Annotated in this window: 24 protein-coding genes; 7 read left to right on the top strand and 17 right to left on the bottom strand. The window is 72.8% G+C overall.

The window, feature by feature from the left end; translation table 11 throughout:
- Positions 1 to 9: 9 nt before the first annotated feature.
- From SNE206_RS20465 to SNE206_RS20455, 3 genes are all read right to left on the bottom strand, one after another.
- Positions 10 to 870 carry an amidohydrolase family protein gene (locus SNE206_RS20465; protein WP_407914879.1) on the bottom strand — a complete coding sequence of 287 codons (861 nt, stop codon included), beginning with the start codon at positions 868 to 870 and terminating at the stop codon, positions 10 to 12.
- A 131-nt stretch (positions 871 to 1,001) separates the two neighbouring features.
- Entirely contained in the window at positions 1,002 to 2,210 is a 1,209-nt protein-coding gene (gene lhgO, locus SNE206_RS20460) for an L-2-hydroxyglutarate oxidase (RefSeq protein ID WP_407914878.1), read from the bottom strand.
- A gap of 42 nt (positions 2,211 to 2,252) precedes the next feature.
- A complete protein-coding gene (locus tag SNE206_RS20455) occupies positions 2,253 to 3,701 on the bottom strand; it encodes an aldehyde dehydrogenase family protein (RefSeq protein WP_407914877.1) in 1,449 nt (482 codons plus the stop codon).
- A gap of 179 nt (positions 3,702 to 3,880) precedes the next feature.
- Between SNE206_RS20455 and SNE206_RS20450 the strand changes: the two genes are divergently transcribed.
- On the top strand, positions 3,881 to 4,168 hold the full coding sequence (locus tag SNE206_RS20450; protein ID WP_407914876.1) for a putative quinol monooxygenase: 288 nt from the start codon (positions 3,881 to 3,883) through the stop codon (positions 4,166 to 4,168).
- A gap of 60 nt (positions 4,169 to 4,228) precedes the next feature.
- Here SNE206_RS20450 and SNE206_RS20445 read toward each other — a convergent pair whose 3' ends face one another.
- The 12 genes from SNE206_RS20445 to SNE206_RS20390 all read right to left on the bottom strand — a co-directional run bounded on the left by SNE206_RS20445 (position 4,229) and on the right by SNE206_RS20390 (position 15,625).
- On the bottom strand, positions 4,229 to 5,272 hold the full coding sequence (locus tag SNE206_RS20445) for a methionine synthase II (cobalamin-independent)-like protein (RefSeq protein ID WP_407914875.1): 1,044 nt from the start codon (positions 5,270 to 5,272) through the stop codon (positions 4,229 to 4,231).
- Positions 5,272 to 5,742: a GlcG/HbpS family heme-binding protein gene (locus SNE206_RS20440; RefSeq protein ID WP_407914874.1), complete on the bottom strand. Its 471-nt coding sequence runs from the start codon at positions 5,740 to 5,742 to the stop codon at positions 5,272 to 5,274. Before SNE206_RS20440 ends, SNE206_RS20445 begins: the two co-directional genes overlap by 1 nt.
- On the bottom strand, positions 5,739 to 6,527 hold the full coding sequence (locus SNE206_RS20435) for an alpha/beta fold hydrolase (protein WP_407914873.1): 789 nt from the start codon (positions 6,525 to 6,527) through the stop codon (positions 5,739 to 5,741). Before SNE206_RS20435 ends, SNE206_RS20440 begins: the two co-directional genes overlap by 4 nt.
- A gap of 29 nt (positions 6,528 to 6,556) precedes the next feature.
- Positions 6,557 to 6,928, bottom strand: a complete 372-nt coding sequence (locus SNE206_RS20430; protein ID WP_407914872.1) for a VOC family protein — start codon at positions 6,926 to 6,928, stop codon at positions 6,557 to 6,559.
- Positions 6,929 to 6,959: 31 nt separating this feature from the next.
- Positions 6,960 to 7,748, bottom strand: coding sequence for a fumarylacetoacetate hydrolase family protein (locus SNE206_RS20425; protein ID WP_407914871.1), 789 nt, complete (start codon positions 7,746 to 7,748; stop codon positions 6,960 to 6,962).
- Positions 7,749 to 7,752: 4 nt separating this feature from the next.
- Positions 7,753 to 9,201 carry an NAD-dependent succinate-semialdehyde dehydrogenase gene (locus SNE206_RS20420; RefSeq protein ID WP_407914870.1) on the bottom strand — a complete coding sequence of 483 codons (1,449 nt, stop codon included), beginning with the start codon at positions 9,199 to 9,201 and terminating at the stop codon, positions 7,753 to 7,755.
- A gap of 36 nt (positions 9,202 to 9,237) precedes the next feature.
- A complete protein-coding gene (locus SNE206_RS20415) occupies positions 9,238 to 10,161 on the bottom strand; it encodes a VOC family protein (protein WP_407914869.1) in 924 nt (307 codons plus the stop codon).
- A gap of 178 nt (positions 10,162 to 10,339) precedes the next feature.
- On the bottom strand, positions 10,340 to 11,251 hold the full coding sequence (locus SNE206_RS20410) for a LysR substrate-binding domain-containing protein (RefSeq protein WP_407914868.1): 912 nt from the start codon (positions 11,249 to 11,251) through the stop codon (positions 10,340 to 10,342).
- A 222-nt stretch (positions 11,252 to 11,473) separates the two neighbouring features.
- Complete coding sequence (locus SNE206_RS20405) at positions 11,474 to 12,427, bottom strand: sugar ABC transporter substrate-binding protein (protein ID WP_407914867.1); 954 nt, start codon at positions 12,425 to 12,427, stop codon at positions 11,474 to 11,476.
- 35 nt (positions 12,428 to 12,462) lie between these two features.
- Positions 12,463 to 13,470: an ABC transporter permease gene (locus SNE206_RS20400; protein ID WP_407914866.1), complete on the bottom strand. Its 1,008-nt coding sequence runs from the start codon at positions 13,468 to 13,470 to the stop codon at positions 12,463 to 12,465.
- Entirely contained in the window at positions 13,467 to 15,035 is a 1,569-nt protein-coding gene (locus SNE206_RS20395) for a sugar ABC transporter ATP-binding protein (RefSeq protein ID WP_407914865.1), read from the bottom strand. Before SNE206_RS20395 ends, SNE206_RS20400 begins: the two co-directional genes overlap by 4 nt.
- Positions 15,032 to 15,625 carry a carboxymuconolactone decarboxylase family protein gene (locus SNE206_RS20390; protein ID WP_407914864.1) on the bottom strand — a complete coding sequence of 198 codons (594 nt, stop codon included), beginning with the start codon at positions 15,623 to 15,625 and terminating at the stop codon, positions 15,032 to 15,034. The genes SNE206_RS20395 and SNE206_RS20390 overlap by 4 nt, the downstream gene beginning before the upstream one ends.
- A gap of 187 nt (positions 15,626 to 15,812) precedes the next feature.
- Here SNE206_RS20390 and SNE206_RS20385 point away from each other — a divergent pair, with 187 nt between their 5' ends.
- Positions 15,813 to 16,217: a cupin domain-containing protein gene (locus SNE206_RS20385; protein ID WP_407914863.1), complete on the top strand. Its 405-nt coding sequence runs from the start codon at positions 15,813 to 15,815 to the stop codon at positions 16,215 to 16,217.
- Between the two features lie 582 nt (positions 16,218 to 16,799).
- On the opposite strand, the gene SNE206_RS20380 is transcribed toward SNE206_RS20385, so the two are convergent.
- Complete coding sequence (locus SNE206_RS20380) at positions 16,800 to 17,237, bottom strand: SRPBCC family protein (protein ID WP_407914862.1); 438 nt, start codon at positions 17,235 to 17,237, stop codon at positions 16,800 to 16,802.
- Between the two features lie 164 nt (positions 17,238 to 17,401).
- On the bottom strand, positions 17,402 to 18,391 hold the full coding sequence (locus SNE206_RS20375; protein WP_407914861.1) for a class I SAM-dependent methyltransferase: 990 nt from the start codon (positions 18,389 to 18,391) through the stop codon (positions 17,402 to 17,404).
- Positions 18,392 to 18,968: 577 nt separating this feature from the next.
- Here SNE206_RS20375 and SNE206_RS20370 point away from each other — a divergent pair.
- The 5 genes from SNE206_RS20370 (at position 18,969) to SNE206_RS20350 (ending at position 23,461) form a co-directional block, all read left to right on the top strand.
- On the top strand, positions 18,969 to 20,498 hold the full coding sequence (locus SNE206_RS20370; RefSeq protein WP_407914926.1) for a sensor histidine kinase: 1,530 nt from the start codon (positions 18,969 to 18,971) through the stop codon (positions 20,496 to 20,498).
- A complete protein-coding gene (locus SNE206_RS20365; protein WP_405009116.1) occupies positions 20,495 to 20,902 on the top strand; it encodes a roadblock/LC7 domain-containing protein in 408 nt (135 codons plus the stop codon). Before SNE206_RS20370 ends, SNE206_RS20365 begins: the two co-directional genes overlap by 4 nt.
- Positions 20,899 to 21,258, top strand: coding sequence for a DUF742 domain-containing protein (locus SNE206_RS20360; protein WP_407914860.1), 360 nt, complete (start codon positions 20,899 to 20,901; stop codon positions 21,256 to 21,258). The genes SNE206_RS20365 and SNE206_RS20360 overlap by 4 nt, the downstream gene beginning before the upstream one ends.
- Positions 21,239 to 21,856, top strand: a complete 618-nt coding sequence (locus SNE206_RS20355) for a GTP-binding protein (protein ID WP_407914859.1) — start codon at positions 21,239 to 21,241, stop codon at positions 21,854 to 21,856. Before SNE206_RS20360 ends, SNE206_RS20355 begins: the two co-directional genes overlap by 20 nt.
- A 114-nt stretch (positions 21,857 to 21,970) precedes the next feature.
- Complete coding sequence (locus SNE206_RS20350) at positions 21,971 to 23,461, top strand: cytochrome P450 (RefSeq protein ID WP_407914858.1); 1,491 nt, start codon at positions 21,971 to 21,973, stop codon at positions 23,459 to 23,461.
- The last annotated feature ends 43 nt before the right edge of the window (positions 23,462 to 23,504 follow it).

Here is a 23,504-nt window from a genome sequence, read left to right as displayed (position 1 = left end):
GCTGCTGCCTCAGCCCTGGGCCGGCCAGTCGAGGACCTCGCAGATGCCGCGGCCCATCATCCACTCGAGCTCTTCGGGGGTGAAGTCCCAGTGCTTGGTGAACTGCTCGATCGTGTCGGTGTAGGTGATGCCGTGGCCGAGCAGGCGGGTGATGTCGGTGCCGTAGAAGCAGCGCTCCGGGCCCATCCTGTCGACCATCGCCCGCACGTACTTCTCGATGTTCTTGTTCGGGAAGGGCTCGGTGGAGTAGCCGGGCAGCGCCGACACCTTCACGTAGATGTTCGGGTGCTTGTGCAGGTCGGCGGTCTCCTCCGCCCAGTAGCCGATCGCGTCGTCGACGCAGCGGGCCATGATGCCCATGTGGTCGATGATGATCTTCAGGTCGGGGTGCCTGGCGGCGATCTGCCCGAGCTCGGCCTTCCACACCGGGGCGTGCACCATGGTGGGCACGCGCAGCTCCTCGGCGATCGGCCAGTACCAGTCGTTGGTGCCGTCGATCATCCAGTTGCGGTCCTGCGGGCGGTGGAAGGTCAGCCGGGTGCCCTTGACGTGCGGGTTCTGGGCGAAGTCCTTCAGCATGGCCGTGCCCTCTTCGGGCTTGTTCTGCGGGATGCGCGCCATGATGCCGAAGCGGTCCGGGTGGGCCTCGCACGCCTCCAGGGCGTAGTCGATGCGGTCGCCCTCCCAGGACGGCGGGAGGATCAGCGCCCGGTTGACGCCGGCCTCGTCCATCAGCTCCAGGGCCTCCTCGTAGGAGAAGGGGTCCTCGCGGTGGCCGTTGAGGCGGATCCGCTCACGTGCGCCGGGAACCCAGGGGCGGTCGGCGGACTCTTCCTTCCAGATGTGGATCTGGGTGTCGACCACGAACATGGTGGGCCTCTTTCGTTCGGGTGGTGCGGTGGTGGGGTGTGGAATAGACGTTAGGGCTGGTGAGCGGTCTTGCGGAGATCCCGGCGTGCAAGCATCTGTTGCACGTCAGGGCGTCTTGCGCCCGGCCGGCGTCAGGACGCGTCGCGCTCGCCGAGCACGACGTCGGAGACGTGCTCGGCGATCGCCATGCTGGACGTCGCCGCAGGTGAGGGCGCGTTGCGGACGGTCGTGACGGCGCCCAGCCGGTGGATGCGGAAGTCGTCGACGAGGGTGCCGTCGCGGTCCAGTGCCTGCGCACGGACCCCGTTCTTCGTCCGCGCGACGTCCTTCGGGCCGATGTCCGGCACGTAGTCGGCCGCGGCCCTCATGTAGACGGACGTGAAGAACGAGCCGCGCATCTCCCGGACACCGGTGCGCCAGTGCTGCTTCGCCATGTGCCAGCTGCCCGGCCAGGCGGCCATCCGCAGGAGTTCGCGCGGGTCGATGCGGGAGCGCGCGTAGCCCTCCTTGGCGTACGCCAGGACGGCGTTGGGCCCCACTTCCACCTCCCCGGTGACGCGCCGGGTGAAGTGCACGCCGAGGAAGGGGTACCGCGGGTCGGGCACCGGGTAGATGAGGCTCCGCACCATGTGCGCCTTCTCGTCCGACACGCGCATGTACTCGCCGCGGAACGGGATGATGCGCGGCTCCGCACGGTCCTCCGCGAGCTGCGACACCGTGTCGGCGTGCAGGCCGGCGCAGACGACCAGCCGGTCGACGCGGACGGTCCGCTCCCCCGAGGCGACCTCCAGGCCGCCCGTGACCCGGCTGACCCGGGTCACCGGGAAGCCCGGCCGCACCTCGCCGCCGGAGTCGGCGATGTCCTGCGCGAAGGCCCTGGCGATCCGCCCGTAGTCGGTGATCGCCGTGCGCGGGGAGTGCAGGGCGGCGAGTCCGGTCGCGAACGGCTCGATCTCGCGGATCTCCGCGGCGGAGACCCGCCGCAGGCCGGGCACGGCGTTCTCGGTGGCCGTGACCTCCAGCCTGTCGAGCCGGGCCACGTCGTCGGGGCTGACCGCCACGACGAGCTTCCCGCTCTCCTCGTACGGCAGCGTGCGGTCCGCGCAGTACGCGCGCAGGAGGTCCCGGCCGCGGGTGCACAGCTGCGCCTTGAGGCTGCCGGGCTTGTAGTAGATGCCGGCGTGCACGACGCCGGAGTTGTGGCTGGTCTGGTGGAGGGCCACGTCGGGCTCCTTCTCCAGGACCACGATGCGGGTGCCCGGTCGCCGGTGCGCGAGTTCGCGGCCGACGGCGAGGCCGACGATACCGGCACCGATGATGCCGATCGTCTCGTCAGCCATGGTGGTGCTCCGTTCCTGGGGTGGGGTGGGTGGTGCGGCCGGTCACGGACCGAAGTGGAAGGCGACGGTCTTGACGCGGGTGTAGAAGCGCAGGGCCTCGCCGCCCTGCTCCTTGAAGGCGGATCCGGAGTCGCGGAAGCCGCCGAAGGGGTGGTGGACGTCCCAGCCGGAGGTGGTGGTGTTCACCGCGATCTGGCCGCAGTCGGCCGCCTCGGCGAACCGGTGCGCGGCCGCCAGGTCGCGGGTGAAGAGCGCGGCGGCGAGTCCGTAGTCGGAGTCGTTGACCTCCTCGACGGCCTCGTCGAGGCCGTCGACCGGCCGCACGACGACGACCGGGCCGAAGACCTCCTCCCGCCAGATCGCCATCTCGCGGGTCACGTCGCCCAGGACGGTGGGGACGACGTAGCAGCCGTGCGCGTGCGCCTCGCCCTCGGGGACGCCGCCGCCGGCCAGCACGGTCGCCCCCTCCTTCACCGCACGGGCGATGTCCGCGAGGACGCCGTCGCGGTGGCCGCTGCTCGACAGCGGGCCGACGGCGGTGGTGTCCTCGCCGCCCGGGCCGATCCGCAGCGCGGCGACGGCGGCGAGCAGCAGGTCGGTGAACTCCCGGTACACCGACCGCTCGACGAGGACCCGGCTGGTGGCGGTGCAGCGCTGGCCGGTCTGGCCGAACGACGCCACGAGGAGCGCGCCGACGGCCTTGCCGAGGTCGGCGTCGGCGAGCACGACGGTGGCGTTCTTGCCGCCCAGCTCGCCCTGGAAGCGGACGTTGCGGTCGGCGAGCGAGCGGCGCAGCCCCTCCCCCACCGCGTTGCTGCCGGTGAAGGTGACGGCGGCGATCCGGGGGTCGCCGGTCAGGGCGTCCGAGATCCGGCCGACCCGGCCGGTCACCACGCCGAGCACACCGGCGGGCAGGCCCGCGTCGTGCAGGGCCCGGGCCAGCAGGAGGCCCGACAGCGGGGTCTCGGAGGCCGGCTTCAGGACGACCGCGTTGCCGGCCGCCAGGGCGGGGGCCAGCTTGCGGGCCGGCGTGAGCAGCGGGTCGTTCCACGGGGTGATGGCGAGCACGACGCCGATCGGCTCGCCGTGGAAGCTCGTCCGGGTGTCGGGCCGGGCGTCGTGGACGAGGGTGCCGTAGCCGTCGCGGGCGATCCCGGCGTAGTACTCGAAGAAGTCGGCGGCCTTCTGGACCTCGCCGCTCGCCTCCTTGAAGGTCTTGCCGTTCTCGGCGACGACGTCGGCGGCGATGCCGTCGGCCCGCTCCCGCAGCAGCCGCGCGGTCTCGAAGAGGACGCGGGCCCGGTCGAAGGGGCTGGTGCGCCGCCAGACGTCGAAGCCGGCCGCCGCGTGGTCGTAGATCCGGGTGACGTCCGCGGCGCCCAGCGCCGGGACCTGGGCGACGGGGGTGCGGAGGTCGGCCGGGTCGTGGACCGGCAGCCACTCGCCGGTCGTCACCCACTGTCCGCCGGACAGCGTCTCCAAGCTGCGCATCAGAATCGTTTCTCCCGTCGGTGGTGTGTGCGGTCGTGACGACAACACAGCATCCGCGGCGGGCGGGCCAGACCTGCGGCGGCAGACATAGCTTGCGCACCGCGCACGGCCGGACGTGCCCGATCCGTGCTGGAATCGGCACCGCCCCGAGCCGTCACCGACCAAGGAGGAGGAACGCCATGGCGTTCGCCGTCATCGCCCGTTACCGCTGCGAGCCCGCGGACGGACCGGCCGTCCGCTCGGCCCTGCTGGACATGCGGAAGCACACGCTCACGGAGCCCGGCAACCTCGCGTACGTGGTGCACGCGGACACCGGGCAGCCCGGCGTGTTCGTGCTGTACGAGCAGTACGCCGACCGTGCGGCGTTCGACGCGCACGCGGCGTCCGACCACTTCGCCGAGCTGATCCTGGGCCGGGTGCGGCCGGTGCTCGTGGAGCGCACCGTCACCTTCGCCGAGGTGCTCTGACCCGGCCTCAGGACCGTCCGGCGGCACCGGGAAGGGCCTCGTGCCCTTCCCGGTGCTCCGTCACAGCTCGTTGCCCCAGCACATGCGGGCGACGGTCTCCACGTGGATGAGCTTGCGCCGCTGCTGGTCGGCGGTGAGGGCCGCCGCCCCGGCGACGGACGAGAAGCTGCGGTCCGGGCTCACCGCGACGTCCTCGATGTCCTTGAGGTCGGCGACGACGTCCATCCGCGCCATGATCGCGTCGATGTCCTCCAGCCCGGGGACGGTCGCGTCCACGATGCCGAGGCAGACGTCCCGCTCGACGGGCACGCCGGCCAGCAGCGCCGTCTCGCCGGCCGATCCGGTGGTGTACGGCAGGATCCACCGGTCGACCGGCACGGCGGCGTACAGCCGCTCGGCGGCCGTGCGGTCGACCTCGGCCGGGGCCGTCCAGGCCGGGCAGAGGCCGATGCGGACGTCGTCCGGCTTCGAGGCCAGGCCGACGGCCAGCGCGTCGACGGCGAGCGCGTCCTCGAAGGACAGCGCGGTGCGGCCCGCGTCGGCAGCGGCGTCGAGGTCCCGGGCGTAGTCCGGGTTGGTGAGCTGGACGTAGCGGATGCCCCGCGCGACGAGCTGCTCGATCTCCTCGCGGACGATCGCGGCGAGGGCCTCGCCGAGCTCGCGGGCGCTCGCGGGGCCGGTGCCCGCCTCGAAGCACTGCGCGGCGAGGTAGGACGGCGCCGGCAGGGTCGCCTTCGCGGCGATGACGGTCAGCCCGGCGAGCTCCACGGTGTCGTCGGCCACCAGCGGCCGCAGCGCCTCGGGGTCGCCGTCGGCGACCCAGCGTTCCATCCCGTCGACCGTCCCCCCGGTGCGGCGGAAGCCCGACACGGCGTCGAGGACGGCGCTGCGGAAGTCCGCCCGGCGGTACTCGCCGTCGGTGACGACGGACAGCCGCAGCTTGCGCTGCAGCGCCACCGCGTCCACCACGGCCAGGCGTTCGACCTCGCGGAGTTCCGCGGCGCCGAGCTCGCCCGCGGCGTGCTTCTCGCGGGCCGCCAGCACCTCCGGCGGGCGGACGAGTCCGCCGTGGTGGTCGATGCGGAACTTGTACGTGTCGGCCATTACTTCTCCGCCTTCTTCGTGTCCGCCTTCTTCGCGCCGGCCCAGTTGTCGAACTCCAGCTCGTAGCCGAGCGCCGCCAGCACGTCGTCGCAGACCTGCTGGTCCTCGTCGCCGGTGCCGCCGGAGACGCCCAGGCCGCCGAGGATCTCGCCGTCGCGCTTGACGGTGACGCCGCCCTCGGTGGCGACGATCGGGTACGTCGTCATCTGGGAGAGCTGCGAGAAGAACACCGGGTTGCTCTCGGCCCACGGGTGGAGCATCTTCGTGGGGCGCTGCATGACCGCGGCGCTGAACGCCTTGGCGCGGGCGATGTCCGGGGTGAGCGGGCGGGCGCCGTCGGAGCGGCGGACGCTCAGCACGAAGCCGCCGGCGTCGACGACGGCGATGCTGAACGCCTTGCCGATCTCCTGGCCGCGCGCGAGACAGGCCTCGATGATCTCTTCGGCCGCTGCGGAGGTGAGGGTCGTCATGCGGCTGCCGCCTTCCGTGCGGTGAGTTCGTTGCGCAGCACGGTGAGAGCCGCGTTGAAGAGCGCCGGGGTCTCCCAGTACATCGAGTGCGGGGCGTTCGGGACGACCTTCAGGAAGGAGCCCCCGACCATCTCGTGGGCGCGCTCGACCGTCCTGACGCCGATGACGGCGTCCTTCTCGCCCGCGAGGAACGCGACCTGCAGCGGGGAGGCCTCGATCTCGGCGATCGTCGGGCCGTTGGTGTTGAGGTTGCGCAGGTCCTGCATGGTGGCGACGTTGAAGGTGCCCATCTGCTGGAACAGGAAGGTCTTCTCCGGCTGCTCCTGCTGGAACTTCCTGCTCAGCAGGCGGTCGATCACCGGCAGCTTGACGGCCTCGGCGCGGTCGGCGTCCACGAGCGGGGTCAGCTCCGGGTCGGAGAGGCCGCCGAGGGAGTGCGCGAGGACGGCCATGCCGATGCGGTCCGGGCGGCTGAGGCCGGCCCGCAGGGCGGCGACGGCGCCGATGGACTGGCCGACGACCATGACGTCGGTCAGGTCCTCCTGGTCGAGGACGGCGATGAGGTCGCCGGGGAAGTCCTGGCCGTCGAACTCGGGCATCGAGGAGTCGGAGTTGCCGAAGCCCCGGAGGTCGACGGTGACGACGGTGAAGTCCCGGCTGAGGTTGGCGACCTGGTGCCACCAGGCGGCGTGGTGACCGCCCGAGCCGTGCACGAGCATGATGGCCGGGCCGCTGCCGTGACGCTCGTAGTAGATCTTGGTACCGCCGGAGTCGGCGAAAGCCATGGGTGCTCCCTGTGTGGTGCGGGTGGGGGTCAGGAGGGGCGCTTGCCGTGGAACACCAGCTCGATCATGGTGTGGTCCGGGTCGTGGATGTAGCAGAACTTCGACTGGTTCTCGGGCCGCTCGATCGGGCGGGTGTGCCGGATCCCCAGCTCCTTGAGGTGCGCGAGGAAGTCGTCCCAGTCGTCGACCTCGACGGCGAAGTGGTAGGGCGCCATGCGGTCCATCTCCTCGACCGGCGTGAAGTGCAGGTCGAAGTTGCCGCGGGTCATCAGCAGGACGCGGGTGTTGCTCTTCGCCTGGATGTGCCGCATCCCGAAGACCTTGGTGTACCACTCCTTGGTCCGCTCGGGGTCGGTGGTGGGGAAGTTGACGTGGTGGATGTAGCGGGGTTCCTTGCTCACGGCTGTCGCCTTTCGCTTCGTCGGGGGTGGTTCAGGGCCGGCCGGTCTCGGCCAGCACCGGGTTGGAGAGGACGCCGATGCCGCTGATCCCGACCTCGACGGTGTCGCCCGGCTCGACCTGGCAGGTCGACTCGGCCCCCATCCACAGCACGTCACCGGGGTGCATCGTGTTGTGGCGGGTGATCTCGACGATGTAGTCGTACGGGTCGAAGACCATGTCGCCGGTGGCGAACTCCGCCCGGAGCTCGCCGTTGACCCGCAGGGTGGTCGTCTGGGCCAGCGCGTCGACGTCGGTCTCGATCCACGGGCCCATGGGCTTGAACGTGTCGCTGTTCTTGCTCCGCCAGAACGTGCGGTCCTGGTGCTGCCAGGTCCGCGCGCTGACGTCGTTGCCGATCGTCCAGCCGAGGACGGCCTCGCGGGCCTCCTCGTACGTGGCGTTCCGCAGGGTGCGGCCGATGACGGCGACGAGCTCGGGCTCGGCCTCGAACCGTCCCTCGACGCCGTCCGGCTTCACGATGGGCGCGTTGTGGCCGGTGAGCGCGTTGTTGGCGCGGTAACCGACCTCGGGGCGGACGGGCACCACGCCGTTGGGGTCGCCGAGGGCGCGCGCGTGCTCGATGTGCCGCCGGTAGTTCATCCCGACGGCGTAGAACACCGGCGGCACGACGACCGGCAGCCAGACCGCCGTGGCGGCCGGCACGCTGCCGGTGACGGACGGGTCGCCGTCGACCGGCGAGCCGGAGAGCAGGTGCACGTCGTCGCCCTCGACACGGCCCCAGACGGGCGCCCCGTCGACCGAGACCCGGGTGTATCGCATCGGCTCAGTCCGTCAGCAGGTGGGAGACGCGCTTGGTGACCAGGTAGGCGTCCAGCCCCTCCGGCCCGCCCTCGCGGCCGTAGCCGCTGGACTTCACGCCGCCGGACGGGGCCTCGTGCACCGATCCGCCGCAGTGGTTGATGGAGAGGATGCCCGCCTCGAACTCGCGGGTGAGGCGCTCGGCCGTGGCCGTGGAGCGGGTGAAGCCGTACGCGGCCAGGCCGTAGGGCAGCGCGTTGGCGATGCGCAGCGCCTCGTCGAGGTCGGCGAACGGCACGATCGGGGCGATCGGGCCGAACGGCTCGTCCGTCATCAGCGCGGCGTCGTCGGGCACGTCGGTGAGGACGGTCGGCGGGTAGTAGTAGCCGGGCCGGTCGAGCCGGCTGCCACCGGTGAGGACCTTGGCGCCGCGGGCGACGGCGTCGGCGACCAGGCCCTCGATCGCGGTGAGGCGCCGCTCGTTGGCGAGCGGGCCCATGGTGACGCCCTCGTCGAGGCCGTCGCCGACGACGACCGCCTCGGCGGCGCGGACGAACTCCTCGGTGAAGGCCCCGACGAGGCTCTCGTGGACGAGGAAGCGGCTCGGCGAGGTGCAGACCTGGCCGGCGTTGGCGAACTTCGCGGCGGCGGCCCGGCGGGCCGCGGTCACCGGGTCGGCGTCGGCGCAGACGATGACCGGGGCGTGGCCGCCGAGCTCCATGACGGAGGGCTTCATCGCGGCGCCGGCCGCCGAGGCGAGGAGCTTGCCCACCGGGACGGATCCGGTGAACGCGACGAGGCGGGTCGCCGGGTGGGCGATGAGGTGGGCGGAGACCTCGGCGGGCTCGCCGAAGACCAGGTTGAGCACCCCGGCGGGCAGGCCCGCGTCCTCGAAGCAGCGGACGAGCTCGCAGGCGGTGCCCGGGGTCTCCTCGGAGGCCTTGACGATGATGGAGCAGCCCGCGGAGAGCGCGGCGGCGATCTTGCGCATCGGCGAGCCGGCCGGGAAGTTCCACGGGGTGAAGGCGGCGACCGGCCCGATCGGGTGGCGGCGCACGGAGAGCAGGGTGCCGTCCTCGGAGGGGATCACCCGGCCGTAGGCGCGGCGGGCGTCGTCGGCGTCCCAGCGCAGCGCACCGGCGACGCGCCGGGCCTCGTTGGCGGCCTCGGCGAGCGGCTTGCCCTGCTCCAGGGTCATGATCCGGCCGACCTCGTCGGCGCGGGAGACCAGCAGGTCGGCGGCGCGGTGCAGGATAGCGGTGCGCTGCGCGATCGGGGTGCCGCGCCAGGTCACGAACCCGGCGGCGGCCGCGGCGGCGGCCCGGTCGAGGTCGGCGGTGGTGGCCAGCGGCACGTGGCCGATCACCTGTCCGGTGGCCGGGTTGACCACCTCGGTGGTGCGTCCGGTCTCTCCCTCGCACCAGGCGCCGTCGATGTACAGGCGGGGTGCGGGGTAGCCGTGGTCGGTCGTCATGGGGGTGTGTGCCCTCTCACGCTCGGCGGGTGGGTGTCAGGAGTGGGAGTCGTCCGGCGTGTCGCGGGAGCTGCGCAGGGTCCAGATGTGGTGCGGGGGCGTCGTCTCGTGCACCCGGGTCTCGTACGAGTCGTCGACGCGGTCCATGTCGGCCGCGTACTCGACGCGGCCGCCGCACGGCGCGTGGAGGAAGCGGAAGACGTTGGAGCCGACGGTGTGGCGGCCGAGCCGGCGGGCCTCGTTCCAGCCCTGGGCGATCATGTGGTTGCCGCCCTCGACGACGTCGTCGAACCCGGGGACCTCGAACGACACGTGGTTGTGCCCGGCGCGGTCGGGCCGGTGGCACAGCAGGAGGTTGTGCTGGTCGTCGTCGCCCTCGCACTGCATGAAGGTGCCCATCGGCTTGACGACGTCGGTGGCCCGGAAGCCGAGGCGGTCGAGGTAGAACGCCACCGCCTCCTCCCGGCCGGCCTTGGGGATGTTCAGGGCGACGTGGCACATGCGCAGCGGCCGGACGCGGCCGACGGAGCTCAGGGATTCGTTCCAGCGGCCCACGCGGCCCGAGGTGTTCGGGGTGCGGACCGCGGGGTCGGGCAGCGGGCGGGGCTTCGCCAGGGCGAGGCCGAGGCCGAAGCCGGTCCCGTCCGCGGTGTGCCGGGTGCCGTCGGCGTCGACGGTGACCTCGCGGTCGGCGGCCACGAGGGCGGTCAGCGTCTCCAGTTCCTCCTGGGTGTCGACGCCCCAGACGACCTCGCGCAGGGTCGGTCCCGTCTCCAGGGCCGGCGGCAGCGACGGGTCCGGCGCGGTGTCGAGGTGGAGGGTCTGCCCGGCGAGGGTCTCGAAGGTGGCGCGCCGGTCGTCCCGGTCGACGAGCGCCAGGCCGAAGTCCTCGAAGAATCGGATGCACTGATCGAGGTCGTCGACGCCGTAGGTGACCGATTCGATTCTCTGGATTCCCATGCACTCCTCATTTCGCGGGCCGCTCCGCCGTGTGCGTGCGGCCCGACGGCTGATGTGATCGTAATCTTCGGCCTCCCGGTTTTCGGGGGCTGCGCGGCACGCGTTCCGCAAGCATCAGTTGCAGGGCGGGTCGCGTTCCGCATCCGGCGGCGGCCGCCCGGCAGCGGCCGCCCGCGGGTCAGCGGGAGATCGCCGGGATCGGGTTCTCGGAGAACCAGCGGGTCAGGAAGTCCAGGAAGACGGTGATCTTGCGGGGGGTCTCCTGGCCCGGCCCGTAGATCGCGTAGAGCGGCCGGTCGGGCACCGCGAGCCCGGGCAGCAGCACCTGGAGGGCGCCGGAGACGAGGTCGTCGTAGGCCGGCCGCTGCGGCAGCAGCGCGATGCCGCGGCCGTGGACGGCCGCCTTCTGCAGGGCGAGGTACGAGTTGGACGAGAACGCCACGTTGCGGATCTTGTGCAGGGTGCTCGCGTGGCCGTGGCCGATGCGCCAGACCGGGTCGTTGACGTGGATCAGGCAGTCGTGGGACGCCAGGTCGTTGGGGTGCTCCAGGGTGCCGTGCTCCTCCAGGTAGCCGGACGACGCGCAGAGCACGAACGGCAGGGAGGCGATCTTCTTCAGCCGGACACTGGAATCCCGGAGGTCGCGGGTGTGGAATGCCACGTCGAATCCGCTGTCGAGGAAGTCGTAGGTGCGGTCGGACATTCCTCCCAGCTCGAATCTGATGAGGATTTTCGGATGGGCCACGGAAAACGCCGCAATGGCCTCCCCGAGATCGAGACTGCCGATCCATTTCGGACAGATGATGTTGAGCGACCCCTCGGCCCGGTCGTGGAGGTGGGCGATCTCGGAGTCCTCCGACTCGATCTCCTGGAGGATGCGGGCGGCGAACTCCGCGTACCGCAGGCCGGGCCCGGTGAGGCTCACCGAGCGGGCGGTGCGGTTGACCAGCCGTACCCCGATCTGCCGCTCCAGCTCGGCCACGTGGCGTGACACGAGCGACCCGGAGGAACTCAGGAGCTTGGCCGCCCCGCTGAAACTGCCGATGTCGGCGACGGTGACGAAGCTGCGCATGAGGAGCAGACGGTCCATGGTTCCTCCTGGCCCTCCGGGGCGCCGGAGGGTGTCCGGGCCGCGGCGGGCGTGGCTGGTGCGGGTGCACGGGTGCGCGGTGCGCGCAGGGGTGCGGATCGGGGTGACGGCCGGGCGGTGGGGTGGGGTTCCGGACGGCACGGGCGGGCCGGTCGCGCCGGGTGCACGCGGTGCGCGCCGCACCGGTGGACCGGGCGGCGCGTATCCGGGAGCAGGTGGGTGTTACGGGCAGTAGCGGGGGGCTTCGGCCAGGTTCTCCTTGGTGATGAGCGCGATCGGGGTCTTCGCGATCTTTTCGGTGCCGCCCTTGCGGAGCAGGCTCAGGCTGTTGTCGACCGCCAGCTGCCCGGTGGTCATGGCGGAGTTGGCGACGGTCGCCGAGAACCGCCCGTCCTTGACTGCGGCGAGGCCCTGCTCGGTGCCGTTGACCGTCACGATCTTGACGTTCTTGCCGGCGGCGGCGAAGGCCTTGCGGGCGCCGAAGGCCATCTCCTCGTTCGCCACGAACGCGTACGCCAGGTTCGGGTGCGCCTGGATCATGTTCTCGGCGACGTCCTGGGCCTTTGCGGCGTTGAACATGCCGGGCTGGCTGGCCACGACCTTGGTGTTCGACGGGAGCTGCTTGCTGAAGCCCGACGTGAGGAGGTCGGATGCGGCACCCGGTGCGCCGGCGATGATGCCGACCTCGGCCGCCTTCCCGGCGGCGTCCTCGGCCACCCAGTCGGCATCCAATTGTCCCACCTTGGTGAGATCGACGACGACCGCGCCGAGGATCTCCGTGGGGTCGTCGGTGACGACCGAGGTCAGGAAGATCGGGATCTTCGCCGACCTGGCCTTGGCTATGTCGCCCTTCAGCGCGTCGACGTTCACCGTCTGGACGATGAGGGCGTCGACGTTCCGCGAGATCATGTCCTCGATGTTGGACAGCTCGGTGCCGGGGTTCTGGTGGGAGTTCGCCGTGTAGAGCTTGACCTTGCTGCCGTTCGCCGTGGCCTCGACGGACTTCTGGAGGCACGTGTGGAACTCGGTGTCGCCGCCGTTGACGAACCCGATCGTGACGGTGCCCTCGGCGGAGCTTCCGCCGCCCGACCCGGAGGTGCAGGCGGTGAGGGAGAGCGCGAGGCCGGTGATCGAGGCCGCCGCCGCGACTCTGCGGAGGTGGGGGAACTGAGGCATGGGTGAGTTGCCTTTCCGAGCGTGTGAGGGAGGGGTCAGCGTCGGGAGGAGCGGTGGAGCTGGTTGGCGACGGCCGCCACGAGGAGGACACCGCCGACCGAGATCTGCTGGAAGTAGCTCGACACCTGGAGGAGGTTGAGCGCGTTGGCGACGACGCCGAGCAGGACGACCCCGAGCACGGTGCCGATCACGGTGCCGTGCCCGCCGGCCAGCGACGTGCCGCCGATGACCACCGCCGCGACGGCGGTGAGCTGGAGGGTGAGGCCGCCCGTGCCGGGGCTGCTGGCCCCGAGCCGGGAGAGGAGCATCAGGCCGGCGAGGCCGGCGAGCGCGCCCGTCAGGCCGTAGAGCGCCATCTTGTGCCAGGCGACGTTGATGCCGCTGAGCCTGGCGACGTGCTCGTTGCCGCCGATGGCGAAGGCGTCGCGGCCGAAGACGGTGAACTTCATGGCCACGGCGGTCACCGCCATCACGAGGACGGCGGCGATCAGGAGGTTCGGCAGTCCGAGGGTCGACTCGTTGCCGAGGGTCGAAAGGTGCGTCCCGATGGAGACGCTGTGTCCGTCCAGCACCAGGAGGGCGACGCCGTCGAGCAGGGTGGCCGATGCGAGGGTCGCCACGAAGGGTGCCACGTTGGTGAAGGTCACCACGGCGCCGTTGACCAGGCCGATGGCGGTCGCCAGGAGCATCGACAGCACGACGGTGACCGTCGGGGACGTGCCGCTCGCGAGGAGCTGCGCCGCGACGGCCGTCACCACGGCCGCGGTGCCGCCCATCGAGAAGTCCATCCCGCCCGCGGTCATGAGCAGCGTGAGGCCGGCGGCGATGACCGCGACCACGCTGACCTGCCGGAGGATGTTGACCAGGTTGGTGGAGCTCGCGAACGAGTCGGTCTCCAGGGTGGCGACCGTGACGACGACGATCAGCACGGCGAACAGGCCGGTGTGCGGGATGCCGCGCAGCACCCGCAGCGGGCCGTGCGACGGGGTGTCGTGCGCGGAGCCCTTGGCGGCGGGCTTCTCCGGGGGCGCGGTGATGCTCATCGGGGTTGTCCTTTGAGGGCGGCGGCGACGAGTTCGTCGCGCGTGATGGCGGTGACGTCGTGCTCGGCGACCACGCGGCCGGCGCTGACGACGATCACCCGGTCGGCCAGCCGCATGACCTCCTCGGCGGAGGACGACGCGAGCAGGACGGCCACGCCGCGGGAGGCGAGGTCGTCGACCAGGGTGTGGATGTCGGCCATGGCCGCCACGTCCACACCGTTGGTGGGGTCTTCGAGGAAGACGGCGACCGGTGAGGTCTCCAGCCACTTGGCGAGCAGCACCTTCTGCTGGTTGCCGCCCGACAGTCCGCCGACCGCGGGGTCGCGGGTCAGCGTCCTCACCCGGTACGCCTCGCGGAGCGGGGTCGCCCGCCTCGCCAGGTCCGACCAGCGCTGCAGGCGGCGCCGCGACAGCCGGTCGGTGGCCAGCATGAGGTTCTCGTCCACGGAGAGGTCCGGGACGAGGCCGAGGGCCCGGCGGTCGCCCGTCACGCAGCGCAGGCCGCTGGCGAGCGAGCGGGAGATCCGGCCGAACGGCACCGCGGCGCCGTCGACCAGCATCATCCCGGTGTCGGGGCGGCGGCGGCCGGAGAGCACGTCGAACAGCCTCGACTGCGCGTCGCCGGCGGGGCCGAGCACCCCCACGATCTCGCCCCTGCGGACCTCGACGGAGAAGTCCGCGACGGCCCGGCCCTGCCGCAGGCCGAGCACGGCCAGGGCGACCTCGTCCCCGGGCCGCGGGCGCTCCGGGCGGTGCGACACGACGTCGCGGCCGACCATGGTGCGCACCAGCTTCGCCGGGTCCGTCTCCGAGGCGGGGCCGCTGTCGACCACGGCGCCGTCACGCATGACGGTGACGTGGTCGGCGATCGACAGCACCTCGTCGATGTAGTGCGAGATGTAGACGACGGCCATGCCCTCGTCGCGCAGGGTGCGGACGAGGCGCCGGATCTGCTCGGCCGCCTCCGCCCCCAGGCACGCGGTCGGCTCGTCCAGGATGAGCACCCTGCCGCCGCGCCGGACCTCCCGGGCGACCTCGACCATCGTCTGCTCGGCGACGGTGAGCTCGCCCGCGGGGCGGCGTACGTCGATGTCGAGGCCCAGGTCGGTGAGGGCCTGGCGGGCCTTCTCCTCCACGGACTTCCAGGACACGAACGCGCGGCGGGCGGGCAGGTCGCCGAGGAGGATGTTCTCCGCGACCGTCAGCTCCTTCACGAGTTCGCGGCGCTGGGGCACCGTCGAGATGCCGAGCCGGCGGGCCCGGCGGACGGAGAGTCCCGGCTGGGGCCGCCCGTCGATCTCGATCGTGCCGCTGTCGCCCTGGTACACCCCGGCCAGCACCTGCACGAGGGTGGACTTGCCGGCGCCGTTCATGCCCATCAGGGCGTGGACCTCGCCGGGGCGGATGTCGAGGGAGACCCCCTTGAGGGCCGCGGCGCCGCCGAAGCTCTTGCCGAGGTCGCGGATCCGGACCACGGGCGCCGCCGCGGTCGCCGCCCGGGTCGTCGCGGGCCCCGGGTGCACCGGGGCCCCGCCGCCCGAGGGCCGGTGGGTGCGGGCCGTCACGGCTTCGACCTGTCCCCGCCGTCGGAGACGCGCTCGAACCCGCGGATGTCGGGGAACGGGGGCCTGCGGTCGGCCTGGAGGTCCACCTGGAACGTGTTCAGACACATCCCGAGCATGGTGAAGTTGCCGAGGGCGCCGATCGCGTCGACCAGGCCCTGCGAGCCGAAGTAGCCGTGGGCCCGGGCGAAGGTCTCGTCCGACACGAAGTGGTCGACGAGCACCTCCTGGCAGAACTGGTAGAACGCCTGGTCCTCGTCGGCCTCGAAGACCGCCTCGCGGCGCTCCGCGATGGCCTCGACCACGGCCTCCGGGACGCCCGCCTTGACGGCCGAGGCCACGTGGGCGTTCCACGAGTACTGGGCGTCCCAGTTGCGGGCCGCCATCAGGAGCGTGAGTTCGCGCAGGTGCTCGGGGAGGCTGCAGTCGAAGCGGGCGAACGCACCGAGCGACTCGACCCGCTCGCACAGGGCGGGGCTCTGGAGCCAGACCCGGAACGGGCCACGGACGCCACCCCGCCGCGCGACGATCCGCGCGGCGAGCTCCTTCTGGTGATCGCTCATCTCTTCGTCTGCCAGAACGGGAAGCCTCATGGTCGGGTCCTGTCTCTCATCCGTTAACACGGGTGGAACATCTGTCTGCTGGCTGCTGACCGTACCTCCGGACCGGGAGCGATCCACCCCTCCAGGAATGCAAGGTAAAACTGCACGCCAGGGGCCCCTCGTTCACGCGGACGGCACCTACCGTCGGACGACACACAGACGTCGAGAGGCATTCACCATGAGCGTCATCATCAAGGCCGCCGCCGTCCGCCGGCTCGACCGCGGCGGGGCGATCGTCACGACCCCGCTGGTCACCACCACGTCCGCGAACGGCGAGAACCTCATCACCAGCGGCATGAGCGTGTACCCGGTGGGATCGGGCGCCCCCATGCACTCGCACAACTGCGACGAGCACGTGACGATCCTGGAGGGCGAGGCGGAAGTGCTGGTGGAGGGGCAGGTGACCCGCCTGGAACAGTTCGACACCACCTACATCCCCTCGCCGGTCCCGCACCTCTTCCGCAACGTCGGCACCACCCCGCTGCGGATCCTCTGGGTGTACACCTCGGGCACCGTGACCCGGACGTTCAGCGACACCGGCGTGACCGTCGAGCACCTGTCGGCGCAGGACCAGATGGCGTGAGACCGCGGCGGGCGTGAGCGGCAGGTGTGGGGGCGGCGCGCAGCCGGACCTGCCGAACCTGCCGGACCGGACCGGGGGTCAGCGCCGGCCGCCGCGGGCGGGTAAGCCCTGCGCGGTACGGGCCTGCGCGGTACGGGCCTGCGCGCCCGCGGGCCGGAAGGCCGCCGTCCCGGCACCTGCCGGGGCACGGCCGCACCCCGCACGACGGCGGGGCGAGCTGGACGAACGGGAGGAACGGGACGAGCGGGCCCGGCTGCCGGGCCCTCGCGGGACCGGGCACGGACGCCGGGGCGCGGGGTGGGGCTGCGGATCGGCCATGTCCTGCTTCCCGGTCGGGACGGCGGCCCGCACCGAGGGACGCCTGCCCCGGTGGGCACAGCGCCCGCTCCCGGACCGCCGCAGCGCGGCTCGCCGGCGGTACCCCGGCCGCCCCGCCCTGACACGGCGCAGGCGGGGAAGGTGGACCGTCCGGCTTCTTCTCCGCGACCGTAACCAGCGGAGACGGCCCCGACAAGATCCTGATCATGGAAGTTGAGGGTTTTCTCATGGACGGGCCGCGCCGCACGCCCGGGCGCCGCGGCGTCAGCCGCGGTCGAGCAGCTGCCGCATGACGCGCCGGAAGACCAGGCGCCCGCACCAGGCGGTCGGGCGGTCGAGGAGGCGCGGCAGCACCGCCAGCCGGAGGTCCTCGCGCCACTGCACGACCGACCCGCCCCGGTACGGGCGCACCTCGATCTCGGCCCAGCCGGTCACCACGCGCCCGCGCTTCTCCAGCCGGCACAGCCCCGGCCGGTCGGCCTCCGGCGGCTGCCAGGCCGTCACGGCCATCGGGTCGTCGAAGCCGAACGGCCCGAGAGCGGTCCGCGCCGTGAAACCGGCTCCCCCGCCCTGCGGGGACGCGCCGGTCAGCCGGATCACCGTGAACGGCACAGGAGCGGCATGGCGCTCCCAGTCCGTCATCCGGCGCCACGCCTCGGTGCTGGACAGCGCGGAACGGCGGGTGATCCTCAGGAGCGCCATGCCGCGATCCTAGGCCGTGCCGGCCCGGCCGCCGGCGACCGACAGCCTGGCGACCGACAGCCTGTGGACCGGCAGGCTGCGGACCGACAACCCGGGGACCGGAAGTCGACGGGCCGGAGGGCCGGCCGCGGGCGGGAGCGCCGCGGCGGCCGGCCCTCGTCGGCTCAGGATCCGTCCGCGGGGCGGCGGGCCGCCCACAGCGTGCGCGTGGACCGCACCACGAGGTCGTCGCGGTGGCGGACGTCCTGCGGGCCGCCGTCGAGGAGGGCGCCGAGGGCGTCCAGGTCGGCCGGACCGACCCGGTCGCGGACCGCGCCGCGGATCCGGTCGAGCACCCGGTACGCGTAGAGGCCGGCACCGGCGGGCAGCGGGGCGCGCACCTCCAGGTGCTCGGCGCGCTCGGCCTCGACCGGGAGACCGGCCGCCGCCAGCAGTGCACCCCAGTCGGCACCCAGGTGCGGCACCTGCTCGGCGTGGACCACGGACAGCGCCTCGCGGCAGCGGGCCTCCAGGCCCGGGCCGCCCGCCGCGGGCCCGCCGTCGGGCAGGAAGTGCGGCAGCCCGTCCATCTCGACGACGGCCAGCAGGCCACCGGGGCGCAGCGCCGCCCGGATCCGGCCGAGTCCCGCGGCGGGGTCGTCCAGGTGGTGCAGGGAGGCCGACGCCCAGACGAGGTCGGCGCCGGTGATGCCGGGCAGGCCGGCCCCGGCGTCGGCCTCCAGGGTGCGGACGCGGTCGCCGAGGCCCCGCGCGCGGGCGGCCGCGGTGAGGCGGTCGAGCATCGCGGGCGAGGTGTCGACCGCCGTCACCCGGGCGGCGGGGAAGCGTTCGAGCAGCGCGAACGTGCCGGTGCCGGTGCCCGCGCCGAGGTCGACGACGTGGGTGACGGCGTCGCCGGCCAGGTCCGCGAGCCGACCGGTCACGGCGGCGAGGTACGGGGCGAACACCACGGCGTCGAGGTCGAGCATCTCGGCGAGGCCGTCCTCATGACCGGGGCCGTGGTCATGGTCGTGGCTGTTGCCGTTGCCGTGCACGTGGCCGTGGTGGTGGCCGTCGGCGTGCGTGGGCGCGCCGGGGCGGTGCGGGTCGTGCGCGTGCGCATCGAGCTTGTGCGGGTCGGACGCGTGCGGGTCGTGCGGTGCGGGGTGTGCCATGCGGCCGACCCTACAGAACCTTGCACCAGAAGCATGCGTGCTTGCCGATGACGCAAGAAGATGGTGGATTCGACGGCGCGAAGCGCAAGGCGCCGCCGGCACTCCCGCACCCCGCACGGTGCGGGCGTCCCGACTGCGGCCGACTGCGGACGGGGCCCGGCTGCGGCCGGAACGCCCCGCGCGGCGAGCCCGGTACCACGATCCGGGCGGGCCGCGCGGCACATTCCGGGAGAGTCCGTCCTCATGGGCGAACCCCGGGCTGACGCCGGTACGTCAACCCCGCTCCGGGGCAAGCCTGGTGCACCACCGGACCGGCACGCGCCCCCTTCCCACTGGTGTGCGAGTCACGTGGACATCCACTCGAAAGGAACGAAATCATCTATACAGAAGCATTGTTGAGGTTTCGTCAGATACCCGTCCCAACCGGCTATGCTGCTTCCCGCCCGGCGCACCGATCCCCCGCCGTACCCGGGTGGCGAGGGGTGGCGTGCGCCCCCGGCCACGGGTGGCGCGCAGCCCATGGCGCCGCCACCCCCCGCCCGTCCACCCCTGTTCTCCCGATCGTTTGAGGATGCTGATGCTTCGTGCTGGATCGTCACCCGGAGGTCAGGGCCGCGCTCACACCCTCGTGTGGCTGCTGCCCACGGCCCTGACGGCCGCCGCCGCCGTGGTCGCCGTCGCGGTGTCCTCCACCGGCGCCCGTGCGGGTGTCGTCTGGTGCGGCATCGTCGGCACGGCGGCCGTCGCCGCGGTGGCCGCCGAGGCGGCGCGGCGCGGGCGCGTGCTGGAGGCCCTGCGCGTGCAGTACGCCCGGCACGACGCCGAGTTGCGCCGCCGACTGGCCCGGCAGGAGACCGAAACGGTCCTGCTGGCCACGGTCGCGCTGCCCGAGGCCGTGTCGCGCCTCCAGCGCGGCGAGTTCACCGAGGACGTGCTGAAGGCGTACGAGTCCCACGAGACCGTCACCGGACCGGAGTTCCAGGCCGCGCGGCAGGCCGTGCTGCGCACCGTGCTGGAGGCCGTCGACAACGAGGAGGGCATGCGCGAATCCGCGCAGCGGGCCTTCGTCAACATCGCCCGCCGGGTCCAGGCGATCGTCCACCGGCAGGCGCAGGACCTCCGCGAGATGGAGGACCGGCACGGCAACAACCCCGCCGTCTTCGACGACCTGCTGCGCCTCGACCACGGCAACGCGCTGGTCGGGCGCCTCGCGGACAGCATCGCCGTGCTCGGCGGTGCCCGGCCCGGCCGGCAGTGGAGCAAGGCCGTACCGCTCTACAGCGTGCTGCGCGGCGGCATCTCCCGGATCCTCGACTACCAGCGGGTCGAGCTCCACCCGGTGTCCGAGGTCGCCGTGATCGGCCCTGCCGTCGAACCGCTCATCCACGCGCTCGCCGAACTCCTCGACAACGCCACCCGCTACTCGCCGCCGCACACGCACGTCCATCTGACCGCCGTCGAGGTGCAGACCGGCATAGCGATCGAGATCGAGGACGGCGGCCTCAGCCTGAGCGAGGAGGGCCGGGCCCGCGCCGAGCGGATGCTCAAGGAGGCCCAGGCCGGCATCGACCTCAACGACCTCGGCGAGACCCCCCGGCTCGGCCTGGCCGTCGTCGGCCGGCTCGCGCAGGCGTACGGCTTCCAGGTGTCGCTGCGCCCCTCCGCGTACGGCGGCGTCCGCGCCGTGCTGATCGTGCCGCAGGACCTCCTGACCACGGCGCCCGCCCCCGGCCGGGCCCACGGCATCGGCGCCGGCCCCGGCCTCACCCCGTCGGGCACCGCGCGCGGCACGTGGACGGTGCCCGCACCGTCCAGGGAGCAGTCCTTCGGGTCCGCCCAGGGGGCCTTCCCCGGTCCGGTCACGGCCGACGGCGACATCGCCGTGGTGAGCCGCCGGACCGCGAACGGCCTGCCGCAGCGCCGCCGCCACGCCGCACCCTCCCGTTCCCCGGGCGCCCCGGTGGCGTCCGCGGTTCCCGAGGCCCAGGCGCCGGCGCAGCCGGGCATGTGGCTGGCGGCGTTCAACGAGGGGGTGAACGGCCACGCACCGTCGGCGGAGGGTGGCGGCCGCACCAGTGACGAGTCTGCAGGGAAGGGCGAGCAGTGATTCAGCAGCGGACCAACATGGACTGGATGCTCAAGGAACTGGCGGACGGCGTGCCGCACGCCCGGCACGTCGTCGTGCTCTCCGCCGACGGCCTGCGGATGGCGCAGTACGGCACCGACGCGGACACCGCGGACCGCCTGGCCGCGGCCTGCGCCGGCCTGCAGAGCCTGGCCGCCGCCGTGGGGCACGAATTCCCGCACGGCGACGGGCGGATGCGGCTGGTCGTGATCGAGATGGGCGGCGGCTTCTTCTACCTGATGGCCGCCGGCGCGCGGGCGTACCTCGCGGTGCTGGCCGACGCGGGCGTCGACGCCGGGCTGATGGGCCAGCGGATGCGCGACCTCGTCGCCCGGATCGGCGAACACCTCAGCACGCCTCCCCGCAGCGGCGAGCAGGTCGCGTGAGTGCAGCCGACCAGGACTGGGACGAGGGCCACCCCGAGCGTCTCTACGTGATCACGCGCGGCCGCAGCGGTCTGGCCGCACGGACCACGTTCGACCTGGTCACCCTGGTCGTCTCCCGTTCGGAGCCGACGCCCACCCTGCCGCCGGAGCACGCGGCGATCCTGCGGATCTGCGGCTCGCCGCTCTCCGTGGCGGAGATCTCCGCCCACCTGCGGCTGCCCGTGAGCGTGATCACCGTGCTCCTGACGGACCTCCTCGCCGAGGAGCGGATCGAGGCCCGTGCCTCCGTCCCGCCCGCGGCCCTTCCCGACCGTGCCCTGCTGGAGGCGGTGATCCATGGACTTCAGAAGCTCTGACACGGTGGTGGGGCCGCACCACGCGGACCTTCTCCCGGCCACGGCCGCCACGGCGGTCAAGGTGGTGATCGTGGGCGGTTTCGGCGTCGGCAAGACGACCCTGGTCGGCTCCGTGAGCGAGATCCGTCCGCTCACCACCGAGGAGACGATGACCCAGGCCGGGGCGGGTATCGACGACACCGCCGGGGTCGAGCGCAAGACCTCCACCACCGTCGCGATGGACTTCGGCCGCATCAGCATCAGCGACGAACTGGTGCTGTACGTGTTCGGCACGCCCGGGCAGGAACGGTTCTGGTTCCTCTGGAACGGCCTGTTCGAGGGGGCCCTCGGTGCGGTCGTCCTCGTCGACACCCGCCGCCTCGAAGTCAGCTTCGACGTGATCGGACGGCTGGAGGACCGCGGCGTGCCCTTCGTGGTCGCGGCCAACACCTTCCCCGAGTCGCCGGCCTATCCGACCGAGGAGCTCCGCGCCGCGCTCGACCTGCCCCCCGAGGTGCCGATCGTCGCGTGCGACGCCCGGACCCGGGAGTCCAGCCGCGACGTCCTGATGGCGCTGATGCGCTACCTGTACCACCTCTCGGCCCCGGCCGTGCACTGACCGCGCCCCCGCCTCGCCCTGCCCTGCCACGCTCTGCCCTGCCGACCGGCACACGCCGACCGCCTCACGCAGACCACCTCACGCCGACCGCCTCACGTTGACCCCGGAGATGCCGTGACCACCGCGTTCCCTGACGATGCCTCCCTCACCCCGCCGCCCGGCTGCCCCGCCCACGGACTCGGGGCCGGACTCGGGGCCGGGCTCGGGGCCGACGGCCTCCGGCGGCTCTACGGACCGGAGGCCGAGGCCGACCCGGCAGGGCTCTACGAGAAGCTGCGCGCCGAGCACGGCGAGGTGGCGCCCGTCCTGCTGCACGGCGACCTCCCGGCCTGGCTGATCCTCGGCCACGCCGCGAACCTCACGGCCATGCGCACGCCGTCCCGGTTCTCCCGGGACTCCCGTCGCTGGACGGCCTTCCAGGAGGGCCGCGTGACCCCGGACAACCCGCTGATGCCGGTGATCGCCTGGCAGCCGCTGTGCGTGTTCGCCGACGGCGAGGAGCACAAGCGTCTGCGCGGGGCGGTCACCGACAGTCTGAACCGCTTCGACCGCCGCGGCATCCGCCGCTACGTCACCCGCTTCGCGGACCAGCTGATCGGGGAGTTCGGACCCGACGGCCGGGCCGACCTGATCGACCGGTTCGCCGAGCACCTGCCGATGCTCGTGATGACGCAGGTCGTCGGCATGCCCGAGGAGTACGGCCCCAGGCTGGTCGACGCCGCACGGGACCTGATGAAGGGCACCGAGACGGCCATCGCGAGCAACGACTACGTCGTCGCGACGCTGCGCCGGATGATGGAGCGCAAGCGGGAGGAGCCCGGCTCCGACCTCGTGTCCTGGCTCATGCAGCACGATGCGGGGCTGACCGACGACGAGGTGCTGGAGCACCTGCGGGTGGTGCTGCTCGCCGCGAACGAGACGACCGTCAACCTGATCGCCGACACCCTCAAGCTCGTCCTGACCGACCGGCGGTTCCGTGCCCACCTCTCCGGCGGGCACATGACCCTGCCCGACGCCCTGGACCAGGTGCTCTGGGACTCCGCCCCGATGTCGCTGGTCGCGGGGCGCTGGGCCACCGGCGACACCGAACTCGGCGGCCAGGAGATCAAGGCCGGCGACATGCTGCTGCTCGGTCTCGCCGCGGGCAACGTCGACCCGGCCATCCGCCCCGACCTCACGGAGCCGCTCCACGGCAACCGTTCGCACCTCGCGTTCGGCGGCGGCCCGCACGAGTGCCCCGGCCAGGACATCGGCCGGGCCATCGCGGAGACCGGCATCGACATCCTGCTGACCCGTCTCCCCGACCTGGAACTCGCCGTGCACGAGAGCGAGTTGACCTGGACATCGGCCTGGATCTCCCGCCACCTGGTCGAACTCCCGGTCCGCTTCACCCCGCGGACGGCGAGCACCGAGGAGCCCCTGGCCGCCGCCGGCGCGATGCCCTCCACCCCGACGACGGCACCGACCGCACGGGCGGCGACGCCGCCGCCCGCGGCCGCGCCGCCCACGGACGTTCCCGCGCCGGCCCCCCACCCCGCTGCGACGGCCGCCGTCCCCCGGCAGCGGCGCTGGTGGAGCGCGCTCACCGCGCGGTTCCGGCGCTGACGGCTCGCGGAGGCCCCACCGGCCCGGCGTGACCGGACCGGCC

It is taken from the genome of Kitasatospora sp. NE20-6 (assembly GCF_045862635.1).
This window is presented reverse-complemented; position numbering and strand designations above follow the sequence as displayed.